We start from the raw sequence: 23,270 nt of genomic DNA, 5'->3' as shown, positions 1-23,270 counted from the left end.
TCCATTCTCTTATTGTGAAAGCTCCGCCTCCACGTTGATGGCCATTCGGTCTGACTGCAGTTCAGCCGTTGGAATACGCCACAAATTCCTCCAGCTTTTTCTTCGCTCTTCCGCTGGAAATAATCTCTTCCGCCATCCTCACACCGGCTTCCATACTATCCGCCTTACCTGCAATATAGAGTGCCGCCCCGGAATTCAGGATTACCGCATCCGCTTTCGGGCCTCTTTCTCCATCCAGTATACTTCTGGTAATGGCCGCGTTTTCTTCCGGTGTGCCGCCTTCCAGCTCTTTTTTATCACACTTGGCAAAACCAAACTGTTCCGGTTCGATATAATAGGTTTTATAGTCCCCGTCTCTCACTTCACACACATAGGTTTTGGCACTCATGGAGATTTCATCCAGCTTATCCATGCCGTAAACCACCATGGCGCTCTTCACTCCCAGATTTACAAGAACCCGTGCCAGCGGCTCCACCAGGGCCTCATCGTATACTCCCATAACCTCCATATTGGCGCCGGCCGGATTGGCAAGCGGTCCCAGGATGTTGAAAATAGTCCGGATTCCCAGCTCCTTGCGCACAGGGCCAACATACCGCATGGCCGTATGGTATTTCTGGGCAAACAGGAAACAGATTCCGATTTCTTTCAGCAGTTCGGCGCTTCTTGCCGGCGCTATGGCGATATTCACTCCCAAAGCCTCCAGAACATCCGCCGCACCGCACTTACTGGACGCGGCTCTGTTACCGTGCTTCGCCACCGGCACCCCGCCCGCCGCGATCACGATTGCCGAGGTTGTGGAAATATTAAAGGAATTGGATTTATCCCCGCCGGTTCCCACGATTTCCAGTACATCCATATCATTCAGAAGGCGCACGCAGTGGTTTCTCATTTCCTCCGCAGACCCCGTAATTTCCTCAATCGTCTCTCCTTTCATGGAGAGCGCTGTAAGATAGGCGCTTTTCTGGATATCGGAGGCTTCTCCGCTCATAATTTCATTCATGACCTCTTTTGCCGCTTCATATCCGATGTTTTCTCCGTTTGCCAGTCTGGCAATTGCTTCTTTAATCATATTCTCCATCCTTTCATTCCTGCGCTCCTGTGCCGTACATGCGCAGACCTGCTACACTTTTATTTTCAATGATCCGGCTTTTCTGCCGTTTGTTCCAACAGATTCCGAAGGATACCAATTCCTTCCGGTGTCAGCACCGATTCCGGATGAAACTGTACCCCGTACACAGGAAATTCCCTGTGTTCCACCGCCATTACCTCTCCGTCCGCCGTTTTTGCCGTAACCCGCAGGACATCCGGTATGGTCTCCGGTACAGCTGCCAGGGAATGATATCTTGCCACCTCTATGGCTTTCCCCATCCCCCGGAAAAGTGTACTGTCCTCTTCCAGAAAAGCCTTCGAGGTCTTTCCGTGCATCAGTTCCTTTGCATAGCTGATTTCGGCCCCGAATACCTCACATATAGCCTGGTGTCCCAGGCATACCCCGAATATGGGGAGTTTTCCTGCCAGATACCGCACCACATCTTCACAAACGCCCGCATCCGCCGGCTTTCCCGGTCCCGGAGACAGGATAATCAGCTCCGGGGCCAGCTCCATTATGGCATCCGCCGTCATTTCATCGTTACGTATCACATGGATATCCGGGTTTATGGAACCGATCAGCTGATACAGATTATAAGAAAAGCTGTCGTAATTATCTATCAGCAGAATCATCCGTCAATTCCTCCTTCCGCCGTTTCCAGTGCCATTCTGACGGCTTTTGCCTTATTGATGCATTCCTGGTATTCTTTTTCCGGTTCGCTGTCCGCCACAATGCCGGCTCCGGAACGGATAAATACCTTGCCATTTTTGGCATAGGCCAGCCGGATGGCTATACAGGTATCCAGGTTTCCGGTAAAGGCAAGATAGCCCACAGCACCGCCGTAAATCCCTCTTTTATTGTTCTCCAGTTCATTAATGATTTCACAGGCCCGCAGCTTGGGGGCACCGGATAGGGTCCCCGCCGGAAGAATGGCATCCACCGCATCCAGGGCATCCCGGCTTTCATCAAGCGCTCCGGATACGGTGGAGCCTATGTGCATGACATGGGAAAACCGCTGCACCGACATATATTTTTCCACCTTTACCGTTCCGATCCGGCTGATTTTTCCGATATCGTTCCTCCCCAAATCCACCAGCATATTATGCTCCGCACATTCCTTTTCATCAGTAAGCAGCTCCCGCTCCAGCCTTTCGTCCTCTTCCTGTGTCATGCCTCTGGGCCTGGTCCCCGCCAGCGGGAAGGTATAAAGCTGCCCTTCTTCCAGCTTTACCAGTGTTTCCGGGGAAGCCCCCGCCACTTCCATATTATCGCTGGAAAAATAGAACATGTAAGGGGAAGGGTTTATCGTCCGCAAAAGACGGTAAGTATCAAAAAGGCTTCCTTCCATATCCGCTTCAAGCCGGTTCGACAGCACCACCTGAAAGATATCCCCCTCCCGGATGTAATGCTTCGCCTTTTCCACCATAGCACAGTATTCTTCCCGGCAAAACAGCGGACGGAACCCGGAACGAAGCTTCAGCGGCGGTATATCCGCCTTTTGCCCGCTTTGTATTAAGTCAGCCATATGTTTCAATTCTTCTATGGCCTTCTGGTAGGAATGCGTCAACTCATCTGTTTTTGCATTTGCAATCAGAATGATTTTCTGTCTGTAATTGTCAAAGGCAATCACTTTATCAAAAAGCATCAGATCCACATCCTGAAACCCTTCCGAATCCACGGCATCCAGCTGCAGGGACGGCTCGCTGTATTTGATATAATCATAAGAAAAATATCCCACAAGCCCGCCGGTAAAAGGAGGAAGGCCCCTAAGCAGAGGGCTTCTGTTATCTTTCAGAATCTGACGGATAGTTTCTCTTGGATTTCCTTCGTAATCCATGGCAGGCAACGCATTCCTGGCTCCTGCAGGGCAGGTGATTTTCACATGACCGTCACGGCAGGTGATTTCCAAAAGCGGTTCATATCCGAGAAAAGTGTAGCGTCCCCATTGTTTATTATCCTCCGCACTTTCCAGCATATAACAGTGACGGCTGGTATTTTTCAGAATCCGCATAACCCCGGCAGGAGTAATCGTATCCGCATATAGCTCCCTTGTCAGGGGTATCAGGCCGTACTGTCCTTCCGATACCAACTTTTCTGCCTGTTCCAGACTTAATGTTTTCATATTCCCTCCGATTCTCTGTCCGGTCCCGGTATGTGTCCGTTTATCCACACAAAAAAACCCGTCCATGACAGAATACAATAAAAGCCTTCTGTCAAGGACGGGTAAAATTCCAACACCCGCGGTGCCACCTTGATTCACGTAAAATAACGTGCTCTCGCCGGATACCATCATATCCGCGGCAACTGACGTATGCCTCACGTCACAGCTACAGAAAAGCCCTGCGGCCCTCTTTCACCATGCCCTCCGTGGTCCATTTAACAGGCTGCGTTCTGTCCGTTCTCAGCATTCCGGACTCTCTGTAAGTGCACGATCTGTTTTTATCTCCACATCATCGGTTTTAAAAACATTGTTTTGTTGTTTGATGTTTTATTTTATTGCATTATAACGCTAAAGTTCATAAAATGCAAGTATAAAATTAAATTTTTTTCTGCCGTCTGACCCCGTCTGAACGGTTACATTATTTTATGCTGTAATATTGGCTTTTGCGAAATAAACAGGAAGGTGGAAATTCGGTGTTTCATTTTCAATGCTGCAAAAAGCCGCATAATGCTCAATTTCAGGGCTTTCGGAAATTTTATAAAAATTACAATAAAATTCCGTCGTTTCATCCAGGGACTCCAACCCGCATTCTCCGCGCAGGAAGGCTTCCGGAATCAAGAGGGATACCTTCCATTGTTTATCCTCAATATCTGCCCTGCATCCGCATTCTTCCAGATATGCTTCCGGCATAGGCGCCCTGTTTTTCCTGCCTTTGCCATATGCGGCATACAGCGCTCCATTTCCGTTCACCTCAAAATTGACATACATAACATCATTGGTAAGGGCTTCCCCTTTTTGCGGAAATGCAAGAAACACTTCCATGGCGCTGTCTCTGCATACCGGATCCATGTAACTATGGTATTCCCTTTTCGGATTTTCTTCCTCACATACCATTTCCACCCAAAAGCCTTTTCCCCGGATATAACCCATCCGCCCACGGGCAGCCGGCTTTACCCGGCAGGTCCACATGCAGCTGTCCATCCGGGCTTCCTCGCATTTCCCGATCTCCTCTGCAGAATTGATTATTGTAACCTGATATTCCATTTTGCATCCCACTTCCTCACCTGCCTGGCAGTGATTCTCATTTTCCCGTCATACCGGCCTGAAGAGGACTGCACAGGGCGTGGTACAGGATACCCAAACACGGGAAAGCCCCCCGGATAGGCCAAAGATTACGGCCGCATAGCTTTACTGAAGGTCTGACTTAAGGATTTCCGCGGTTTCCCTGGCTATAGCCAATTCCTCGTTCGTGGGTATTACCAACACTTTCGTTCCATTGCCCGGCCTGGAAATTACAATTTCCTCCCCGCGTTTATGATTCGCTTCCTCATCCAGGGAAATTCCCAGGAAAGACAGGCTGCTGCATACCATATCACGGATAATGGGACTGTTTTCACCCAATCCTGCGGTAAAGCAGATTGCATCCACGCCGTCCATTTCCGCCGCATATGCGCCGATATATTTGATCACCCTCTGGGAAAATGCCTTAAGCGCACGGACCGCATCCGTATTTCCTTCCAGATAAGCATCCTCCAGATCCCTGAAATCGGAGGAAAAGCCGTTGGAAAGGCCATAGACACCGGATTCCTTATTCAGGATATTCATGATCGCGTCAATGCGCTTCCCTTCTTTATGGGCAATAAATTCCATGATCGCCGGATCGATATCCCCGCTTCTGGTTCCCATTATCAACCCTTCCAGGGGTGTTAACCCCATAGACGTATCGATACATTTCCCGTATTTGACAGCCGATACGGAAGCTCCGTTTCCCAAATGGCAGACGATAGTTTTCAGGCTGTCATAAGGCTGTCCCAGGACCGCCGCCACCCGCCGGGATACGTAGGCATGGCTTGTCCCATGGAAACCGTATCTTCTGATTTTATAATCCTGATAATAGTGATAGGGAATGGCATACATATATGCTTCTTCCGGCATGGTCTGATGAAATGCGGTATCAAATACTCCCACCATAGGGGTTGTGGGCATGAGAGCTTCGCATGCTTCAATGCCGATAAGATTAGCCGGATTATGAAGCGGCGCCAGCTCGCAGCAATCCTGAATGGCTTTCTTCACTTCTGCCGTTATCAGCGTAGCTTTTGCAAAATGCTCCCCGCCGTGTACCAGCCTGTGTCCTACCGCCTCAATTTCCTGAAGGCTCGCCACCACTCCGGTTTTCTCATCTGTAAGAGCTTTCAGCACCAGGCTGACAGCTTCCTTGTGATCCTTCATGGAAGCCTCTGTGATCTGTTTCTCCCCGCCCGCAGGGGTATATACCAGACGGCTTCCCTCAATCGCGATTCTCTCGCACAGCCCTTTTGCAATCAGCTTCTCACTCTGCGAATCAATCAGCTGAAATTTCAAGGAAGAGCTTCCGCAGTTAATAACTAAAATATTCATAGTAGTAATCCCTTTCTTTATACCAGCTGTGCCTGTACCGCCGTCAGTGCCACAACACCTACAATATCTTCCCAGGAACAGCCTCTGGAAAGGTCATTAACCGGCCTTGCGATCCCCTGAAGCATAGGGCCGTAGGCTTCTGCCCTGCCCAGCCGCTGCACCAGCTTGTAACCGATGTTCCCTGCATCCAGGTTAGGGAATATCAATACATTCGCTTTGCCTGCCACATCGCTGTCGGGCGCCTTGGATTTGGCAACCTTGGGCACAAGTGCAGCATCTGTCTGCAGTTCTCCGTCCAGGGTCAGATGCGGGTATTCCTCATGGGCGATTTCCACCGCCTTTACCACCTTGTCCACCAGGGCATGATGGGCGCTTCCTTTCGTGGAATGGGACAGCATGGCAATAATAGGTTTTGCCCCGATAAGCTGCTTAAAGCTCTTGGCGCTGGTATCGGCAATGGCCGCCAGTTCTTCTGAAGTGGGATCCTGATTCAGGCCGCAGTCTGCAAACAAAAAGGTTCCGTGCTCTCCGTATTCACAATCCGGGACATCCAGGATAAAGAAAGCGGAAACCAGCTTTACGCCGGGAGCCGTCCGTAAAATCTGAAGAGACGGCCGTAAAACGTCTGCTGTGGCATGACATGCTCCGGCCACCATCCCGTCCGCATCATTGGCCTTCACCATAACCACGCCGAAGGTAAGAGGATCACTGAGCAGGATTTCCCTGGCCTTTTCCACCGTCATCCCCTTCGCCTTTCTCGTTTCGTAAAGCAGCTCCACATATTCATCCAATTTATCCGTCTTAGAGGGGTCAATCACCGTCACCCCGGTCAGATCCACTTCCAGCCAGCCGGCGCCGTCCATAATCTTTTCTTCGTTGCCCACCATAATAATATTGGCAATCCCTTCATGCAGCACATGTGCCGCTGCGATAAGAGTCCTCTTATCATTTGTTTCCGGCAGTACAATTGTTTTTCTGTCAGCCCTTGCCTTCTCTTTAATTGTATCAATATAAGACATACCCAAAAAACTCCTTTCTATTCCACTTCTTCCAGATTTTGTCGTTCTTTCATCGTCTGAATAAATTATATCGGATTCCTTTTTTGTATACAAGGCTAATTTCCTGAAATTATTGTACAAAATCTTGCACATTTCATAAATATGCCAAAATTGTTCGTGAATTTGTACAAAACCAGCAGTCTGACAAATTTATATCATTGTGCCGCCCTCTGAAACATGCTATTCTTGTTGTAATTGTTCAGAAACAGGAAGCGAACGGAAAGGACTTTATACATGAAAGTTACCGGAATTATTGCAGAATATAATCCCTTTCATAAAGGGCACGCCTATCATATGCAGAAAGCGAGGGAACTCACGCAGGCCGATTACCTGCTTGTAGTAATGAGCGGTGATTTTACACAAAGAGGGACACCCGCCCTTCTTGACAAATATTCCCGTGCCCGTATGGCCCTTGCCTGCGGCGCAGATCTGGTTCTGGAGCTGCCGGTGCGGTTTGCCTGTGCCAGTGCGGAATTTTTCGCAGGCGGTGCGGTTTCGCTGCTGCATCAGCTGGGTGTTGTGGATGCGCTCTGTTTCGGAAGCGAATGCGGGAACGCCGGGAAGCTGCAAAAAGCTGCTGCCGCGCTCTCGAAGGCGGAAGCTTCGGAAATCTATGGGAATACGCTGCGGCAGGGCTTACGCAGCGGACTGTCTTTTCCTGCCGCACGGGCAAGGGCTCTGGGATATGGGGAAGATGAAAGCGGCGATTTGTTTGCGCTTCCCAACAATATCCTTGGAATTGAATACTGCCGGGCTCTGCTGGGTCTGCAAAGCGCCATACGGCCGGTTACCATTCTCCGGAAGGGGGCCGGCTATCATGATGCACAAATGCAAGGAGAAAAGGACAGATCCTGCGGCTTCAGTTCGGCATTTGCCATTCGTCATGCCCTGCAGGAGGGCGGCGGCTTTGCCGATATCCGTGGTTCTCTTCCCGAAGAGACAAGGGAAATCTGGCAATCCAGCCTCCGGGAAGGAGGGACGGTTTCCGAAAAAGACTTTTCTCCTCTTTTATGTTACCGGCTGCTGATGGAAGCAGAAAATGGCCTTTCTTCTTATGCGGATGTCACAACGGATCTTTCGGACCGGCTGAGAAAGAATCTGAACCGCTTTACGGGCTGGCATGAATTCTGCCTCCTGCAGAATTCCAAAGATATGACATATACACGGATCAGCCGCTGCCTGTGCCATATCCTGCTGGGGCTTACAGGGGAAAAACAGGAAGAAAGCAAGCGTCTGTCTTTTTCCTCCTATGCCCGTCCTCTAGGCTTCCGGAAAAGTGCTGCCCCGCTCCTACATGCCATTAAACAGAATTCCAAAATTCCTTTTCTTTCCAAACTGGCTGATGCTCCCAGCCTCCTTTCCCCTTATCAGGAAGAGATGCTGAAGGAAGACATAAAGGCCTCTCATATTTACCAGACCGTAGTCAGCGGCAAATATGACAAGCCTTTTCCGAATGAATACCAGCGTCAGATTCCTGTCCTGTAATTCAAATGCCGCCCGGCGTAATTATACCGGGCGGCATTTGTGCACCATCCGGCCGGATGGTTTAGTTCTTAAAGCTGTGAATCGGCGCAGGGATTCTTCCTCCCCGGTTCACGAAGGCTTCACAGCCAAAGGAATTCACAGGCATAATGGGCGCATGTCCCAGCAGACCGCCGAATTCCGCATGATCTCCCACCTTTTTCCCGATAACGGGAATAAGGCGGACTGCGGTCGTTTTCTGGTTTACCATACCTATCGCCATCTCATCCGCGATGATTCCGGAAATCGTGGACGCCTTGGTATCCCCGGGAACCGCGATCATATCCAGCCCCACAGAGCAGACGCAGGTCATAGCTTCCAGTTTTTCCAGGGTAAGCGCTCCTGCAGTGACTGCATCTATCATTCCCTGATCTTCGCTCACGGGAATAAATGCACCGCTTAAACCTCCCACATAGGAGGATGCCATAACGCCGCCCTTTTTCACCTGATCGTTCAGCAGTGCCAGCGCAGCCGTCGTCCCGGGCGCCCCGGCATGCTCCAGGCCGATTTCACAGAGGATATCCGCCACACTGTCGCCGATGGCAGGAGTGGGGGCAAGGGAAAGATCCACAATACCAAAAGGGATCCCAAGTCTTCTGGAGGCTTCTCTTGCTACCAGCTGGCCCACCCGGGTTACTTTAAATGCAGTTTTCTTGATAGTCTCACAGAGAACTTCAAAATTCTCTCCTCTCACCTTTTCCAGCGCCGTCTTCACAACACCCGGCCCGCTGACACCCACGTTAATGATCTTATCCGCCTCCGTCACTCCATGGAAGGCCCCCGCCATAAAGGGATTGTCATCCGGCGCATTACAGAATACCACCAGCTTGGTGCAGCCGGAGGAATCTGTTTCTTTTGTATATTCCGCCGCTTCCAGAATGATCTGTCCCATCAGCCGGACTGCATCCATATTAATTCCCGTTTTGGTGGAACCCAGATTCACAGAGCTGCAGACTCTTTCTGTTCTGGCAAGCGCCATGGGGATAGAGCGGATTAACAGTTCGTCAGCCGGTGTCATTCCTTTGGACACCAGAGCCGAATAACCTCCGATAAAGTTCACGCCCACTTCCTTTGCCGCCCTGTCCAGAGTATCAGCTATGGTTGCAAAATCCTCCGGCGTTTTGCAGGCGGCTCCGCCTATCAGTGCTATAGGGGTGACGGATATTCTCTTATTTACAATAGGTATCCCATATTCCCGGGAGATCTCTTCACCGACCTGTACCAGATTGCTGGCCGCCTGCGTGATTTTACGGTAAATTTTATCGTTTACCCGGTCAAGATCTGCATCGATACAATCCAGAAGGCTGATACCTAAGGTTATGGTCCGCACATCCAGATTTTCCTTCTCGATCATTTTATTCGTTTCATTGACTTCAAATATATTAATCATACCTTAAACCTCTTCACTCCCGTTATCAGAGCCTGTGCATCTGGTTAAAGATTTCTTCGCTCTGGCATTTGATAATAACACCAATTTTCTCTCCCAGTCCGGTCAGTTCATCCGTGATGTCACCAAAAGGCTTGCCGGTATGGTTCATATCCACTATCATCATCATGTTGAAATATCCCTGGACAATCGTCTGGCTGATATCCAGGATATTGATATTATTTTCCGCCAGATAGGTACATACTCTGGCAATAATCCCAACCGTATCGTGGCCCACTACCGTAATAATTGTTTTTTTCATTTACTCTTCCTCCACTCTTCCTTATGCGATGTACTATGCGATTTCGATTAACCGGGAAACTTCGCTCCGTTTAGCCACCTGAATCGGGAAATCCCCCGCCTTATAACAGGTATCCGACTGGGTGATTTCCAGCTTCACCGTTTCATAAGCCAGCTCCGGCAGGTTATTTTCCTTGCTGAGATGTCCCAGGACGATATACTGAAGCTTGTCATGCAGCAGACGGCTTAACAGCCTTCCTGAATTTTCATTGGAAAGATGTCCGCGGTCGCCCAGTATCCGCTGTTTTAACGGATAAGGATAGGGGCCGACCTGAAGCATATTCACATCATGGTTTGCTTCCAGGAGAAGGGCGTCCATTCCCTTCAGGGATTCTATTGTATAATCGTTGTAGGTGCCAAGATCCGTTATAACCCCGATCTTTTGCTTCCCGTAAGAAAAACGGTAAGCCACAGGTTCCGCCGCATCATGGGAAATACGCATGGGATTTACTGTCATATCCTTAATGGTAAAGCTTTCATCCGCCTTTACCGGCTGAAACAGATCGCCGTCTATAGCCCCAAGGCTTTTGCATCCCCGGATCGCTTCCACCGTCCTGGGAGTGGCATATATTGGAACGTTATATTTACGGGAAAACACCCCCAGCCCGCTGATATGGTCACTGTGTTCATGAGTTACAAATATCGCATCCAGATCGCCCGGACACACCCCTAAGCTGTTCAGCCCTTCCTCCGTCCGCTTTCTGCTGATCCCCACATCCACAAGTACATGGGTCGTATCCGTTCCTACATAAATGCAGTTTCCGCTGCTGCCGCTGGCAATGCTGCACAGTCTCATAATTTTTAACTCCTTATCTTCTGCAATATCCATGTACTAATATGCCATATCCGGATCATTCTTGCAAGGGAAAAAGCCGGATTTGAAAAAATCAGGCCTTTTCCAGCGCAGGCCTGCCTGAACGGTTACTTTCCAGCGCTTTCTCCAGCTGCAGACAGGTTTCCCGCAAATCTCCGTTATTCTCAATCACCCGTGCACAGTGCCTGCGGAATTCCTCATCCGGCAGCTGGCTGGCAAAAATACGGGTAATCTTTTCATCCGTATAACCTCTGCTTTCTTTCAGACGCCTGCGCCTGATTTCTTCATCCGCATAGATATACCAGAGTTCATCCACGATCTGCCCGTAACCCTCTTCAATCAAAAGTGCGGCTTCCAAAAAAAAGAAATCTGCCCTCCCGGCTTTTTTTTCCTTCTCCACTTCCTTTACTATGTACCTTTTTACGGCAGGGTGGATAATCGCATTCACTTCAGCAAGAAGCTTACTGTCCACAAAGATGCGGGCGGCCATTTTTCCCTTATCTATCCTGCCGTCCGCCTCCAGCACATCTTCACCCAGCAGCTTCACAAGCTGCCCGTAGCATTCCTGCCCGGGCAGCTTGACTTCATTTCCCACATCATCCGCCTGCAGGATACGGCAATTGCAATGGGAAGCCAGAAAGATAAGCACCTGGGATTTTCCCGCCCCCACGCCGCCGGTAATTCCAATCAGCTTCATCTTAATCCTTCCCCCTACTTCGCTTCATACCAGTTCTTTCCCGTATGAAGATCAATTTCCAGAGACACCGCCAAATCCGCGGCATTCTTCATTTCCGTTTCCATGATAGCCGCAACCTGATCCACCTCATCCTGTGCCGTTTCCACCAAAAGCTCATCGTGGATCTGCAGAATCAGCCTGGACTTTAGTTTTTCCTCTTTCAGACGCTTCCAGACACGTATCATGGCAATCTTAATAATATCTGCCGCCGTTCCCTGGATCGGTGCATTCATAGCCACTCGTTCCCCGAAGGAGCGCTGCATGAAATTGCTGGACTTCAGCTCCGGAACCGGCCTTCTTCTTCCGAACATCGTTACGGAATAGCCGTTTTCTTTTGCCTTTTCCACTTCTTCATCCAGGAATTCCTTCACTTTGGGATAGGTCTTAAAATACTCCTCAATATACTGGGACGCTTCTTTTCTGGAAATGCTCAAATCCTGACTCAAACCAAAAGAACTTATCCCATACACGATACCGAAATTTACCGCCTTGGCATTTCTTCTCTGCAGATCCGTTACCTGCTCAAAAGGAGTATGGAACACCTTCGATGCGGTAATCCGATGGATATCCGCGTCGGAACGGTACGCCTCAATAAGCTGCCCGTCCCCGGACATATGGGCAAGAACCCGCAGCTCAATCTGGGAATAATCCGCATCGGTAAATACACAGCCTTCCTTGGGCACAAAAACCTTCCGGATAAGCCTTCCCAGCTCCATTCGCATAGGAATATTCTGCAGATTCGGTTCCGTGGAGCTGATTCTGCCGGTTGCCGTGATAGTCTGGTTAAGTGTGGTATGAATCCGGTTGTTTTCCCCGATATAAACCGCCAGGCCATCCGCATAGGTGGACTTCAGCTTGGTCAGGCCCCTGTATTCCAGAATCTCCGATACTACGGGATAATCCGGTGCCAGCTTATCCAGGACATCAGCTGCAGTGGAATAGCCGGTCTTCGTTTTCTTTCCTCCGGGAAGCTTCATTTTTTCAAAAAGGATCTCTCCCAGCTGTTTGGGCGAATTGATATTGAAATCTTCGCCTGCCTGCCTGTGAATGGAATCCTCCAATTCGGTAATCCGGTCCACCAGCGCATCCCCATAGGCCTTCAGCTCCTCGGGACGAACCTCCACCCCTTCTGTTTCCATCTCATGAAGGACCTTTGTCAAAGGCATTTCTATTTCGCAGAACAGCTTATCCATCTGTGTTTCCTGAAGCTTTCCCCAAAGCAGGGGTTGTGCCATGAAAATGGTATAAACGGCGAATCCCGCATATTCCCGGAATGCCTCTTCCCTTTCACCAGCCGCTTTCGCAAGAGGAAGCTTCTCCAGAAGCTGCTGCCGGCTCTGGATCATCAGTCCCAGCTGCTCGTTGGCGATATCCTCTATGCTGTAATCATTTTTCAGCGGATTCAGCAGATACGCGGCAATCAGCACATCAAAAAACTGCTCTGTCCCATCCTGCTTCAAATAGGCATACTGCGGCTTGATCTGGAAGGTGGAAAGCTCCGCTCCCCTTTGGGCCAGCGCAGCCAGCTTATCCGTCAGATATTCTTTCGTCAAAAAGCCCTGCGGCCTTAAAATCCATATTTTATCCGAAGCCGCCGCCAGCGCCAGCGCAGCAAAATCCTCTTCCCTGCCGCTGTCTTCCAGAACAAGAAAAGCCGCTCTTTCCGCTTTCCCGGCTTCCTCAAAGGCCGCTTCTGCTTCCTGCAGATCGGATGTCATGAAAAAGAAGTCCTTCTGGTTATTTTTCGTCACTGCTTCTTCTTCAAACCGTCCAAGCAGGTTTTTGAATTCCAGCTGCTTAAATAACGTATAGGCCTCCGGTGTAAAAAGCGCCTGCATGCTTACCATATCCCATGTCACATCCAGTTCACAGTCCGTATGGATTGTTGCCAGCACCTTGCTTAAATCTGCCAGCTCTTTGTTTTCAGCCAACGACTCCCGGATGCTTTTTTTGCTGATCTCATCCAAATGGGTATATATATTTTCCAGGGAACCATACTGCACCATGAGATCCGTTGCGGTTTTAGGCCCCACCTTGGGAACACCCGGAATATTGTCGGAAGAGTCCCCCATCAGCGCTTTCAGTTCAATAAACTGTTCCGGAGTTACCTGATATGCATCTTCCACATCGCTGGCGTAATAGTCTTCAATTTCCGTCTTTCCGCCCTTTGTTTTGGGTATGCGGATTTTGATATGGTCGCTGGCAATCTGCAGCAGATCCCGGTCTCCGGATACCAGAGCCACTTCCATACCTTCCTTTTCTCCCCGTTTTGCCAGCGTGCCGAGAATATCGTCCGCCTCAAGTCCGGCCTTTTCCACCGTACAAATACCCATTGCCTGCAGCACTTCCTTGATTACCGGTACCTGTTCCCGCAGTTCCTCCGGCATGGGTTTTCTTGTCCCTTTATACTCCTTATAAAGTTCATGCCGGAAGGTAGGGGCATGTACATCAAATGCAACCGCCAGGAATTCCGGTTTTTCCTCCTCAAGAATCTTAAACATAATATTCAGGAAGCCATATACCGCATTGGTATGCAGCCCCTGGGCATTACTCAAATCAGGCACACCATAGAACGCCCTGTTCAGTATGCTGTGCCCGTCAATCAGAACCATTTTTTTACTCATATAAATACCACCGTCGTCATAACCAGAATCACTGTCAGTATAGCTATCACTTCAAAATAATACAGCCCCCACTGCAGCCTCTGGCGTATTTTTACATGGCTCTCCGCAGTTTGCAGTCTTGCGGAAAGCTCATCATTTAAGTTAAAAGCGTCTCCGTCCTCCAACCGTTCCATTCCCACCGTAACCAGAAACTGAATGCTCAGCTCCTCCTTACAGGACGGACACTTTTTTACATGCTCCAGGAATTGCTTTGCCGCCCTGGTTTCCATCTCTCCTTTAATAAAATCGGGAATCAGTTTTTCCGCCTGTTTACAGTCCATCCGGACGGCCTCCTTCCTTTTAACCATGCAGGAAACCTACGTATAGTTTCCTCCACTCTTATATTAATATATACTAAAACAAGAAGATATAAAAGATTTTTCTGAAAAAAGACAAAAAAATAAGAGAGTAAACCCCATAGTAGCTTTACTCCCTTATATACCTGAACCATTCGATTTATATTATGCAAAACTATTTATTTTTTCTTTCATGCGGCGCATTTCATTTTCTAATGTATTAACACGGATATCTCTTGTCCCGGTTTCCAATTTTAACAAACGTCCATCCCATTACAGCATCCTTTTTCCTCTGCAGTAGGTCTGTACTACGTCATAATTATCTTCCAGGACCACAATATCCGCATCGTATCCAACCACCAGCCTGCCTTTGCGGTCATCCACACCCAGGCATCTGGCAGGATTCAGTGTACAGGAGTTTATTGCCGTATCCAGAGGAATCAGCGCATTTTCCACCAGGATTTGCAGGCCCTTATTCATATTCAGGGTACTTCCCGCTATTGTATCGGTGCCCTTCAGCCTGGCAAGTCCATCTTCGCCGATTTCAATATCATGGCCGCCCAGCTGGTAACTGCCGCCGGGAGGGCAATGCTTTGCACGGAGGGAATCGCTCACCATAATTCCGTAATCCCTGCCTTTTGCCTGGAAATAGTTGTTTAAAGCAGCCAGATGGGAATGGCAGCCGTCACAGATAATCTCACCGTAAATATCCCTGACACGGAAAGCCGTGCCTACCAGACCGGGTTTCCTGTGGTGGTAGGGTGTCATTCCGTTATATACATGGGTCATGCTGGTGGCTCCATTGGCAATCCCCAGCATCGCCTGCTCATAAGTGGCGGAGGAATGCCCCATGCTTACCACCACACCGTTTTCCCTGCAGTATCTGGTCAGCGCAAAATCTTTGTCATGCTCAGGAGCCATGGTAATATACTTTATCAGGCCTTCCGCCGCATCCTGGTACTTTTTAAACTGTTCAACCGCTGCCGTGGCAATAGCCTCCGGCGGCTGTGCTCCCTTATATTCCATATCCAGATAGGGTCCCTCAAAATGAACCCCCAGGATTTCCGCGCCTTCATAGCCATCCTTAACGACTGCGGCCACATTTGCAAGCGCTTTGGTCAGCACCTCCGGCATCTGGGTAACCGTAGTAGGGAGAATAGCCGTAACGCCTTCCTCAGGAATACGATTCATCCAGTCACGCAGGCCATCCGGCTCGGCATCATTCGTATCAAAGCCATAGGCTCCATGGGTGTGAACATCGATAAAACCGGGAAGAATACGTTTTTCTCCATAATCTTCATCCGCGTCTTTTGTACCATAAGGGAGGATATCCGTTATTTTCCCGTCATTTATTTCCAGCTGCATGGCAAGAAACTGTCCGGCTATCCATACCCGTTTACTTTGTATTACCATTAAAATATCCTCCTTGAATGCTTTGGGAAGGTTCTGTCAGATTTTGGAAAGAGCCGCCTCATCCGCTACAACTATCACATCATTGTGAAGCTGGAGAACAGATGCCGGTACCTGAGGCGTTACCGGTCCGAAGAAAGCCTTTTTGACGATTTCTGCCTTATCTTCCCCGCTTACTACTACCAGTACCTTCTTCGCCTGCATAATGGTTTTAATTCCCATGGTATACGCCTGCTTGGGAACTTCATCATAAGATGCGAAGAAGCGCTGATTTGCCTTAATGGTGGATTCCGTCAGATCCACGCAGTGTGTTTCCAGCTCAAAGCTGTCAGCAGGCTCATTAAAACCGATATGTCCATTATGGCCCAGCCCGAGCAGCTGAAGATCAACACCCCCCACCGAAGCAATTACCCTGTTATAATCGGTGCATGCTTTTGTACTGTCCGGTTCGGTTCCGTCAGGAAGGTGCGTCCTTTCCTTATTAATATTTACATGTTTGAAAAGATTGTCATTCATAAAATAATAATAGCTCTGGTCATTATCCCTGGTAAGCCCCTTGTATTCATCCAGATTAACGGAGGTAACCTCTGAAAAATCCAGATCCCCTTTATTGTACCATTCCACAAGCTGCCTGTAGGTTCCCACAGGAGTGGAACCGGTAGCAAGCCCCAGTACGCAATCAGGCTTCATAATAACCTGGGCGGAAATAATGTTGGCAGCTTTCCTGCTCATGTCCTTATAATCCTTGGCTTTGATAATTTTCATATTTACTGCTCCTTCTCATGAATTTAGTATATACATTTCTCTTATATTATAAACCATTATACAACCAGGCTCCAGACTGTTCTATGTACAATCTGGTCTTTTTTTAATCATATTTGTCCGAAAAGCTTTATAACCAAATTCGGAAGCTCCTGTAACGGAGCTTCCGACTGTGCTAGGCAGGAAATTTTGGGTTCCGAATTGCTTTTTATTAAAGCATTTTCTTCATTTCATCCGCTACAAACTGAACCTTGGTCCCTACGATTACCTGAACGGATGTCTTGCTGGGTCTGATAATACCTGCGACACCTGCTGATTTGATCTTCTTCTCATCAACCTTGGTGTAGTCTTTAATTTCGAAACGAAGTCTAGTAATACAGTTATCCAGCGATTTTACGTTATCTTTGCCTCCGATACCTTCCAGAACTACCTTGGCAACCGCTGTAAAGTCGTTATTGGACAGAACCACGCTCTTTTCGGCTTCCAGATCATCATCTTCACGGCCAGGTGTCTTAAGGTTAAATTTGGTGATAACAAAACGGAAAACAATATAATAAATGATACCTACCACAATACCAATCGGTATTACCAGCCAGGGATTCTCAGCCAAAGGTGTAAAGGAGCTGAGTACAAGGTCGATAGCACCACCGGAGAAGGAGAAACCTGCTCTGATGGGGAGTGCTACGGTAATACCAGCTGTAATACCTGCTAATAATGCATGAACAAGATACAGTCCGGGAGCCAGGAACATGAATGAGAATTCAATAGGCTCTGTTACACCGGTGAAGAAGGAACAGAATGCTGCGGATGCAAGCAGACCGTAAACGATTTTCTTCTTATTGGATTTTGCTGTGTGGTACATTGCCAGACAGGCAGCGGGAAGACCGAACATCATGAACGGGAAGAATCCTGTCATGTACATACCAGTCTGTCCGTAAACACCTGTATTCCCCCAGAAGTTTCCGAGGTCGTTAATTCCTGCAACGTCGAACCAGAATACGGAGTTCAGCGCATGATGCAGGCCGAAAGGAATCAGCAGACGGTTGAAGAATGCGTAAATACCGGCACCAACAGCGCCCATTCCCAGGAAGCTTTCTCCCAGTTTAACCAGTCCTGTGTAAAGCAGAGGCCATACAAAGAACAGGATTGCGGAAGCAACGATAGAAAACATTGCTGTTACAATTGCAACCGCACGTTTGCCGCTGAAGAAAGAAAGCGCGTCGGGAAGCTTGGTTCCTTTAAATTTGTTGTAGCATGTAGCACCAATTAAACCGGCCAGGATACCGATAAACTGGTTGTTGATTTTCCCGAATGCGGGATTAGCGTCCGCGCCGGTCAGACCAGCAACGGTTCCGGAGCTGAGCAGTGTGGTTATCATCAGGAAAGATACCAGACCTGCCAGGCCTGCCGTGCCGTCATTGTCATCAGACATACCGACACCAACTCCAATGGCAAAAAGCCATGCCATGTTATCAATCAGAGCACCACCGGCTTTAATCAGGAACAAACCGATAGTATAGGCAACACCGCCCGCAGTAAAGCCGGCAACCTCTCCTGCCATTGCGGCAGGTGCCAAAATGTATCCAACGCCCATCAGGATACCGCAGACCGGCAGACAAGCAACCGGCAGCATTAAGGATTTACCTAATCTTTGCAAATACTTCATCATAATTAAAAATGCCCCCTTCTTTTTCTGTTCCGCCCTAGCTACAGAACATTTTCTTTATTCAAAAGGAATTCTCCTTCCTTCAGAATACTACTTGGTTTACAGATTTTCCTTCATGAAAGCTTCCAGCGCTTCCGCTGCCGCATCTTCATCCGGTCCTTCTATAGTGAATGTAACCGTCTGGCCCTGTTTTACGGCCATCATCATCAGGGACATAATTTTCTTTGCGTCCCCCTTCTTGGTTCCGTTATCCACGGTAACCGTGCTTGCAAATTCTGCCGCTTTCTTTACCAGAAGGCCGGCGGGTCTTGCATGGATCCCCAGTTCATCCGTAATTGTATACTTGAATTCTTTCATGTCAATCTCTCTCCCTTCCTAATATTATCTATCTTAACCACGTCCGCTGCACGCGGGCCATGGCAGATACCTTACTATACAGCTTTGGCTTATAAGTCTCTTACCGCTTTTCTCACACTCAGTACATAGGTGGGAGACACAGACAACTCATCCACGCCCATATCCACAAACTTCTTGGTAAGTGTGGTATCACTGCCAAGCTCACCGCAGATTCCCACCCAAATTCCTGCCTTATGGCCATTTTCCACTGTCATTCGAATCAATCTGAGGACCGCTTCATGGTGGGAATCATAGAAATCGTCCAGATTCTGGTTCTGCCTGTCAATAGCCAGTGTATACTGAGTCAGATCATTCGTACCGATACTGAAAAATTCCACTTCCTTTGCCAGTTCATCACTGATAACCGCCGCCGCCGGTGTCTCCACCATAATTCCCAGCTCCACACGGTTGAAGCTGATCCCTTCTTTGGTAAGCTCGCTTTTAACCTCTTCCACAATCTTCTTTATTTTCCTGATTTCCCCTACGGAAATAATCATGGGGAACATTATCGCGGCAGTACCGAAGGCAGAAGCCCTGTATATAGCCCGCAGCTGCGTTTTAAAAACTTCCGGTCTTTCCAGGCAGATACGTATCGCCCGAAATCCCATTGCAGGATTCTCTTCCCGGGGAAGTTTAAAATAATCCACCTGCTTATCGGCCCCTATGTCCAGGGTACGGATTATTACCTTTTTCCCTTCCATTCTGGAAAGAACTTCCTTATATATAAGAAACTGTTCTTCCTCCGTGGGATAATCTTCCCGTCCCAGATAGATGAATTCGCTCCGGAAAAGACCGATTCCGCCGGCATCCGATTCCAGTACCTTATCCACATCCGAAACATTTCCGATATTGGCATATAAATTAATTCTGCGGCCGTCAGAAGTTACGTTATCCTTGCCCTTAAGTTCCTGAAGAGCCGTACGCTCTTTTTCGTATTCCATCTTTTTCTGTATCATTCTTTCCAGAACATCTTCCTCCGGATTGATGATAATGGTGCCGCCGAACCCATCCACAACAGCTTTTGCCCCATTATATTCTTCCAGAAGCGCTACATCCGTCTGTACCAGTGCGGGAATATTCATGGAACGGGCCAGTATTGCCGTATGGGAATTCGTAGACCCGTGCTTGGTTACAATAGCAAGTATTTTGCTCTTATCCATCTGCACCGTTTCGCTGGGCGAGAGGTCATCCGCCAGCAGTATTACCGGTTCCTCGGATACCATTCCTTCTTCTCCGACACCTGCCAGTATCCGGATTAAACGTTTGGAGATATCCAGCACATCTGCCGAACGGGCTTTCATATATTCATCATCCATGCTTGCAAAAACGCCGGCGAAATTATCACCCGTAAGGCTTACGGCATACTCCGCATTCATTTTTTCATCCCGGATCATGCCGCGTATGGAATCCAGATAATCCTCGTCTTCCAGCATCATCTTATGCACGTCAAAGATCATGGCCTGTTCTTCTCCGGCTTCCACAAGAGCCTTCTGGTAAAGCTCTTCCAGCTGGCTTCCGGCAGTTACCCTTGCCTTTTCCAGCCTCTCCGCTTCCGCTTCCGGATTTTCAACCGTTTCCTGCTTGAGGACATATTCCTGTTTTTTGTACAGATATATTCTTCCTATGGCAATTCCTTTTAATACACTTTTCCCGGAACATTTAATCATGGTTATTCCTCCCAGATTTTACTTGGTTATTTCCAGACAATCATCGCCGGGTTTTACCGTTTTTCCGGTCTTTCCCTCAACAGAGGCAAAATCCGTTGTATTGCAGATAATCATAGGGGTAATAACATCGTAGCCGGCAGCCTTAATCTGTTCGATATCCGCTTCTATCAGCAAATCCCCTTTTCTCACTTTATCACCGGCGTTTGCGCGGATGGTAAAATGCTGTCCGTTCAGCTTAACCGTATCCAGCCCGATATGAATCAGGACCTCCACACCGTCCTCCGTGGTAAGACCCAGCGCATGGCCCGTGGGGAATACCGTGCTTATTTCTCCGTTGGCAGGAGCGTAAACCTTTCCGTCGGCAGGCACAATCGCAATTCCTTTACCAAGTATCTCTTCACTGAATGTAGGGTCATTCACCTGCTTGAGGGAAACGCATTCCCCTTCCAGCGGTGCCCCGAGTATAATTCCTTTTTTCTTAAAAACATCAAACAATCCCATCTTCTTCCATCCCTTCTTTTTTGACTGATTATTTTCTATTATTCTGTATGATATCTGTAAAACTGCCGGCCTGTTTCAGCTGCAGGGCCAGATAAATCTGTTCTTCCCCGGTCATTTCACAGCCGTACTTCTCCTTAACATGCATTTTCACCTTCTCCGCCAGTCCATACTCCCTGCTGCAATGATTCCTTACAAAATCCCGGAACACTTCATCCTCCCTGCCTTCCACAGGAGGCAGGAGAAGCATACGGTGAGCAAGGAATTTCAGATTGGACGCCAGTCTGTCCCTGTAAAGGGAATCCTCCGGCGGAAGGTTCAGGCTCCCCTCAAGAATCTGCATCATATCCTGAATCATATTGGTCATAGCCCATGTATCCCTGACCTTGATATCAAATTCAGCATCCACCAGATGAATGGCTATGGAAGCCGCTTCATCATCAGGAAGGCGGATCCCTGTTCGTTCTTCAATCAGACAGAGCGCATGCATCCCAATTCCGAACTCCTGGGGATAAAACCGTTTGATTTCACGGTAAAGGGCATTGGAAAAATCCATTCCGTCTTTAAAGCGTTCTATAGCAAATCCGATATGATCGGTAAGCGTTAAATACACATTCTGGCTGAGCTTGGTATTCAGATTTTTTCTTGCATAGGAAATAATATCCGCAGATACCTGAATATATTCTAACGGCATGCTGGCAAGCAAGTCTTTGAAACGTTCCCGTACATCCTTGCTTTCCAGGCGGAATATTTTTTCTATGCCGTCCTCCGCCACCTCCTGCCCCGCTTTTTTCTGAAAGCCAAGGCCGCGGCCCATGATAATTATTTCCTTACCCTCCTCATCCCAGGAGGATACTACGTTATTATTAATTATTTTTCCGATTATCATACCTGTCCTCTGCTATGGAGATTTACAGTATAATTCTGGGTTCAGGTTTCTCTTATGCTGTTAGCATTCCCAAAATACCATCCGGAATGTAATTTGCTAATAAAAAAAACCAAATCTTATAAGTTAACCTCACCAACCTGTACACAATGTACCTGCTGCGACTAACTTATAAAATCTGGTTTTGCCTGCCTGACAGTAACAACCCACTCCCTATTTATCTTGTTCCCTCAACTGCATTGAGCATATCAAACTTGACAATCAATGTCAAGGGCATACAGGCAAATTCGTGTTATTTTCACAGATTCAGAGTCTTGTTTTTATGCATATTATCCAATTCATATCTTTTCCGGCAATTTCTATTTCTCTGGTTCTATATAAAGTATCCAATCCTTTACTTTTGTATGCTATCACTTTCACGCAGCAGAGAAATAATCTTAAGAAAATTTTTCCGCCTATTCATTATGAATCATGTTATAATAACAGGCATAGACTTATACTAAAATAATCAGGTAGGAGTTCTCATGAAAAAAAGAAAATCATCCGGTCATCTTATCGGCATAGGTGTGTTATGTCTGCTGTTTTTATGCGTAGCTGTTTTCAGCATTTTCTTTGTCTGCTGCGGCAAGCCTTCTTCTCCGGAATCCCCGGAAGAGAATACGCCTCCGGAAACTTTCTCCGAAATCGGTACCGTATCCGATAATTCCGCATCCTTGCAGGAAAGTCAAGCCCCATCATCTGAAGAAGCCTCCGAACCAAAGGAAGCCCGTAATCTTACCGGCCTGAAGCTCTCTATTCTTGGGGACAGCATTTCCACTTTTGATGGATATATACCGACAGACTATAATATCTTTTATCCTAATTACGGAGATATTTCAACCGTAGAAAAAACATGGTGGTTTCAGGTTATCTCTGCCACAGGGATGGAACTGAATGCCAATGCGTCATCTTCCAATACTACCATTTCGGGAGATTCTTCCGATACCACAGGCAGCGCTCCCGGATGCAGTTTTAAACGCATCAATGATTTAACTCCCGGAGATAATGGCCCGGCTCCCGATCTTCTTATTGTTTTTATGGGCGTAAATGACTTTCTCAGAAGTGTCGAACTGGGTAATTTCACAACACCGGAAGCACAGCAGGAAGGAGAAATCAATAATTTCTGCGATGCATATGAACTGATGCTGCAAAAGCTGGCGGCAACCTTTCCCAATACGCAGATCTATTTCTGCACGCTTTTGGAAACAAGTGCAGGGGATGTGGATGATAACCCCGAGCAGTTCCCTGCCACCAACGAAAACGGTAATACAATAGCCGATTTTAATGCAGAAATTGCCACAATCGCCTCCGCCTACAATTATACGGTAATTGATGTTCATAACTGCGGCATTACCTATGATAATCTCCCGCAGTATACCATCGACGGGGTCCACCCAAACGCTGAAGGCGCCCGGCTTATTGCGGAATATATTACCAACTTCCTTTTATATTAACTTCTAAAGCAGACATAACTTGACAAACTC

21 protein-coding genes are annotated in these 23,270 nt (G+C 48.0%); 2 read left to right on the top strand and 19 right to left on the bottom strand.

Annotated features, from left to right (window positions below):
• Positions 1–61: 61 nt before the first annotated feature.
• The 6 genes from trpD to pta form a co-directional block, all read right to left on the bottom strand.
• Complete coding sequence (gene trpD, locus DXA36_RS27510) at positions 62–1,069, bottom strand: anthranilate phosphoribosyltransferase (protein ID WP_118682486.1); 1,008 nt, start codon at positions 1,067–1,069, stop codon at positions 62–64.
• 65 nt (positions 1,070–1,134) lie between these two features.
• On the bottom strand, positions 1,135–1,722 hold the full coding sequence (locus tag DXA36_RS27505; protein ID WP_118682469.1) for an anthranilate synthase component II: 588 nt from the start codon (positions 1,720–1,722) through the stop codon (positions 1,135–1,137).
• Positions 1,719–3,212, bottom strand: coding sequence for an anthranilate synthase component I (trpE, locus tag DXA36_RS27500; RefSeq protein ID WP_118682485.1), 1,494 nt, complete (start codon positions 3,210–3,212; stop codon positions 1,719–1,721). Before trpE ends, DXA36_RS27505 begins: the two co-directional genes overlap by 4 nt.
• A gap of 462 nt (positions 3,213–3,674) precedes the next feature.
• Complete coding sequence (locus DXA36_RS27495; RefSeq protein ID WP_118682468.1) at positions 3,675–4,295, bottom strand: carbohydrate-binding family 9-like protein; 621 nt, start codon at positions 4,293–4,295, stop codon at positions 3,675–3,677.
• Between the two features lie 144 nt (positions 4,296–4,439).
• Positions 4,440–5,648, bottom strand: coding sequence for an acetate kinase (locus tag DXA36_RS27490; RefSeq protein ID WP_118682467.1), 1,209 nt, complete (start codon positions 5,646–5,648; stop codon positions 4,440–4,442).
• A 17-nt stretch (positions 5,649–5,665) separates the two neighbouring features.
• Positions 5,666–6,667: a phosphate acetyltransferase gene (gene pta, locus DXA36_RS27485; RefSeq protein WP_118682466.1), complete on the bottom strand. Its 1,002-nt coding sequence runs from the start codon at positions 6,665–6,667 to the stop codon at positions 5,666–5,668.
• A gap of 273 nt (positions 6,668–6,940) precedes the next feature.
• Here pta and DXA36_RS27480 point away from each other — a divergent pair, with 273 nt between their 5' ends.
• Positions 6,941–8,191, top strand: a complete 1,251-nt coding sequence (locus DXA36_RS27480) for a tRNA(Met) cytidine acetate ligase (protein ID WP_118682465.1) — start codon at positions 6,941–6,943, stop codon at positions 8,189–8,191.
• Positions 8,192–8,252: 61 nt separating this feature from the next.
• On the opposite strand, the gene DXA36_RS27475 is transcribed toward DXA36_RS27480, so the two are convergent.
• From DXA36_RS27475 to licT, 13 genes are all read right to left on the bottom strand, one after another.
• Positions 8,253–9,617 (bottom strand): PFL family protein, encoded by a 1,365-nt coding sequence (locus tag DXA36_RS27475; RefSeq protein ID WP_118682464.1) that lies wholly within the window; start codon positions 9,615–9,617, stop codon positions 8,253–8,255.
• Positions 9,618–9,642: 25 nt separating this feature from the next.
• Positions 9,643–9,915 carry an ACT domain-containing protein gene (locus DXA36_RS27470; protein ID WP_118682463.1) on the bottom strand — a complete coding sequence of 91 codons (273 nt, stop codon included), beginning with the start codon at positions 9,913–9,915 and terminating at the stop codon, positions 9,643–9,645.
• A 33-nt stretch (positions 9,916–9,948) separates the two neighbouring features.
• Positions 9,949–10,749 (bottom strand): MBL fold metallo-hydrolase, encoded by an 801-nt coding sequence (locus tag DXA36_RS27465; protein WP_118682484.1) that lies wholly within the window; start codon positions 10,747–10,749, stop codon positions 9,949–9,951.
• A gap of 91 nt (positions 10,750–10,840) precedes the next feature.
• Positions 10,841–11,464, bottom strand: coding sequence for a dephospho-CoA kinase (gene coaE, locus DXA36_RS27460; protein ID WP_118682462.1), 624 nt, complete (start codon positions 11,462–11,464; stop codon positions 10,841–10,843).
• A gap of 14 nt (positions 11,465–11,478) precedes the next feature.
• Positions 11,479–14,127, bottom strand: coding sequence for a DNA polymerase I (gene polA, locus DXA36_RS27455; RefSeq protein WP_118682461.1), 2,649 nt, complete (start codon positions 14,125–14,127; stop codon positions 11,479–11,481).
• Positions 14,124–14,447, bottom strand: a complete 324-nt coding sequence (locus DXA36_RS27450) for a zf-HC2 domain-containing protein (protein ID WP_182479281.1) — start codon at positions 14,445–14,447, stop codon at positions 14,124–14,126. The genes polA and DXA36_RS27450 overlap by 4 nt, the downstream gene beginning before the upstream one ends.
• A gap of 288 nt (positions 14,448–14,735) precedes the next feature.
• On the bottom strand, positions 14,736–15,875 hold the full coding sequence (gene nagA, locus DXA36_RS27445) for an N-acetylglucosamine-6-phosphate deacetylase (RefSeq protein WP_118682459.1): 1,140 nt from the start codon (positions 15,873–15,875) through the stop codon (positions 14,736–14,738).
• 36 nt (positions 15,876–15,911) lie between these two features.
• Positions 15,912–16,637, bottom strand: a complete 726-nt coding sequence (gene nagB / locus DXA36_RS27440) for a glucosamine-6-phosphate deaminase (protein WP_118682458.1) — start codon at positions 16,635–16,637, stop codon at positions 15,912–15,914.
• A gap of 208 nt (positions 16,638–16,845) precedes the next feature.
• Complete coding sequence (nagE, locus tag DXA36_RS27435) at positions 16,846–18,303, bottom strand: N-acetylglucosamine-specific PTS transporter subunit IIBC (RefSeq protein ID WP_118682457.1); 1,458 nt, start codon at positions 18,301–18,303, stop codon at positions 16,846–16,848.
• 96 nt (positions 18,304–18,399) lie between these two features.
• Entirely contained in the window at positions 18,400–18,657 is a 258-nt protein-coding gene (locus tag DXA36_RS27430; RefSeq protein WP_118682456.1) for an HPr family phosphocarrier protein, read from the bottom strand.
• Between the two features lie 89 nt (positions 18,658–18,746).
• The gene (gene ptsP / locus DXA36_RS27425) at positions 18,747–20,363 is read right to left on the bottom strand and encodes a phosphoenolpyruvate--protein phosphotransferase (protein ID WP_118682455.1); all 1,617 of its coding nucleotides are present in this window, start codon (positions 20,361–20,363) and stop codon (positions 18,747–18,749) included.
• Positions 20,364–20,381: 18 nt separating this feature from the next.
• A complete protein-coding gene (locus DXA36_RS27420) occupies positions 20,382–20,864 on the bottom strand; it encodes a PTS sugar transporter subunit IIA (RefSeq protein WP_118682454.1) in 483 nt (160 codons plus the stop codon).
• 28 nt (positions 20,865–20,892) lie between these two features.
• Positions 20,893–21,750, bottom strand: coding sequence for a BglG family transcription antiterminator LicT (gene licT / locus DXA36_RS27415; protein ID WP_118682453.1), 858 nt, complete (start codon positions 21,748–21,750; stop codon positions 20,893–20,895).
• A 521-nt stretch (positions 21,751–22,271) separates the two neighbouring features.
• Between licT and DXA36_RS27410 the strand changes: the two genes are divergently transcribed.
• Positions 22,272–23,240, top strand: a complete 969-nt coding sequence (locus tag DXA36_RS27410) for an SGNH/GDSL hydrolase family protein (protein WP_118682452.1) — start codon at positions 22,272–22,274, stop codon at positions 23,238–23,240.
• Positions 23,241–23,270: the final 30 nt, after the last annotated feature.

The organism is Eisenbergiella sp. OF01-20 (assembly GCF_003478085.1).
In the GTDB taxonomy this organism is placed as follows: Bacteria; Bacillota; Clostridia; order Lachnospirales; family Lachnospiraceae; genus Eisenbergiella.
The sequence above is the reverse complement of the archived record's forward strand: the minus strand, read 5'-3'. Positions and strand labels throughout refer to the sequence as shown.

What these genes read in the sequence shown, in the direction of transcription:
- trpD (WP_118682486.1), bottom strand. Translation starts at nt 1,069, where the DNA reads ATGATTAAAGAAGCAATTGCCAGACTGGCAAACGGAGAAAACATCGGA.
- DXA36_RS27505 (WP_118682469.1), bottom strand. Translation starts at nt 1,722, where the DNA reads ATGATTCTGCTGATAGATAATTACGACAGCTTTTCTTATAATCTGTAT.
- trpE (WP_118682485.1), bottom strand. Translation starts at nt 3,212, where the DNA reads ATGAAAACATTAAGTCTGGAACAGGCAGAAAAGTTGGTATCGGAAGGA.
- DXA36_RS27495 (WP_118682468.1), bottom strand. Translation starts at nt 4,295, where the DNA reads ATGGAATATCAGGTTACAATAATCAATTCTGCAGAGGAGATCGGGAAA.
- DXA36_RS27490 (WP_118682467.1), bottom strand. Translation starts at nt 5,648, where the DNA reads ATGAATATTTTAGTTATTAACTGCGGAAGCTCTTCCTTGAAATTTCAG.
- pta (WP_118682466.1), bottom strand. Translation starts at nt 6,667, where the DNA reads ATGTCTTATATTGATACAATTAAAGAGAAGGCAAGGGCTGACAGAAAA.
- DXA36_RS27480 (WP_118682465.1), top strand. Translation starts at nt 6,941, where the DNA reads ATGAAAGTTACCGGAATTATTGCAGAATATAATCCCTTTCATAAAGGG.
- DXA36_RS27475 (WP_118682464.1), bottom strand. Translation starts at nt 9,617, where the DNA reads ATGATTAATATATTTGAAGTCAATGAAACGAATAAAATGATCGAGAAG.
- DXA36_RS27470 (WP_118682463.1), bottom strand. Translation starts at nt 9,915, where the DNA reads ATGAAAAAAACAATTATTACGGTAGTGGGCCACGATACGGTTGGGATT.
- DXA36_RS27465 (WP_118682484.1), bottom strand. Translation starts at nt 10,749, where the DNA reads ATGAGACTGTGCAGCATTGCCAGCGGCAGCAGCGGAAACTGCATTTAT.
- coaE (WP_118682462.1), bottom strand. Translation starts at nt 11,464, where the DNA reads ATGAAGCTGATTGGAATTACCGGCGGCGTGGGGGCGGGAAAATCCCAG.
- polA (WP_118682461.1), bottom strand. Translation starts at nt 14,127, where the DNA reads ATGAGTAAAAAAATGGTTCTGATTGACGGGCACAGCATACTGAACAGG.
- DXA36_RS27450 (WP_182479281.1), bottom strand. Translation starts at nt 14,447, where the DNA reads ATGGACTGTAAACAGGCGGAAAAACTGATTCCCGATTTTATTAAAGGA.
- nagA (WP_118682459.1), bottom strand. Translation starts at nt 15,875, where the DNA reads ATGGTAATACAAAGTAAACGGGTATGGATAGCCGGACAGTTTCTTGCC.
- nagB (WP_118682458.1), bottom strand. Translation starts at nt 16,637, where the DNA reads ATGAAAATTATCAAAGCCAAGGATTATAAGGACATGAGCAGGAAAGCT.
- nagE (WP_118682457.1), bottom strand. Translation starts at nt 18,303, where the DNA reads ATGATGAAGTATTTGCAAAGATTAGGTAAATCCTTAATGCTGCCGGTT.
- DXA36_RS27430 (WP_118682456.1), bottom strand. Translation starts at nt 18,657, where the DNA reads ATGAAAGAATTCAAGTATACAATTACGGATGAACTGGGGATCCATGCA.
- ptsP (WP_118682455.1), bottom strand. Translation starts at nt 20,363, where the DNA reads ATGATTAAATGTTCCGGGAAAAGTGTATTAAAAGGAATTGCCATAGGA.
- DXA36_RS27420 (WP_118682454.1), bottom strand. Translation starts at nt 20,864, where the DNA reads ATGGGATTGTTTGATGTTTTTAAGAAAAAAGGAATTATACTCGGGGCA.
- licT (WP_118682453.1), bottom strand. Translation starts at nt 21,750, where the DNA reads ATGATAATCGGAAAAATAATTAATAATAACGTAGTATCCTCCTGGGAT.
- DXA36_RS27410 (WP_118682452.1), top strand. Translation starts at nt 22,272, where the DNA reads ATGAAAAAAAGAAAATCATCCGGTCATCTTATCGGCATAGGTGTGTTA.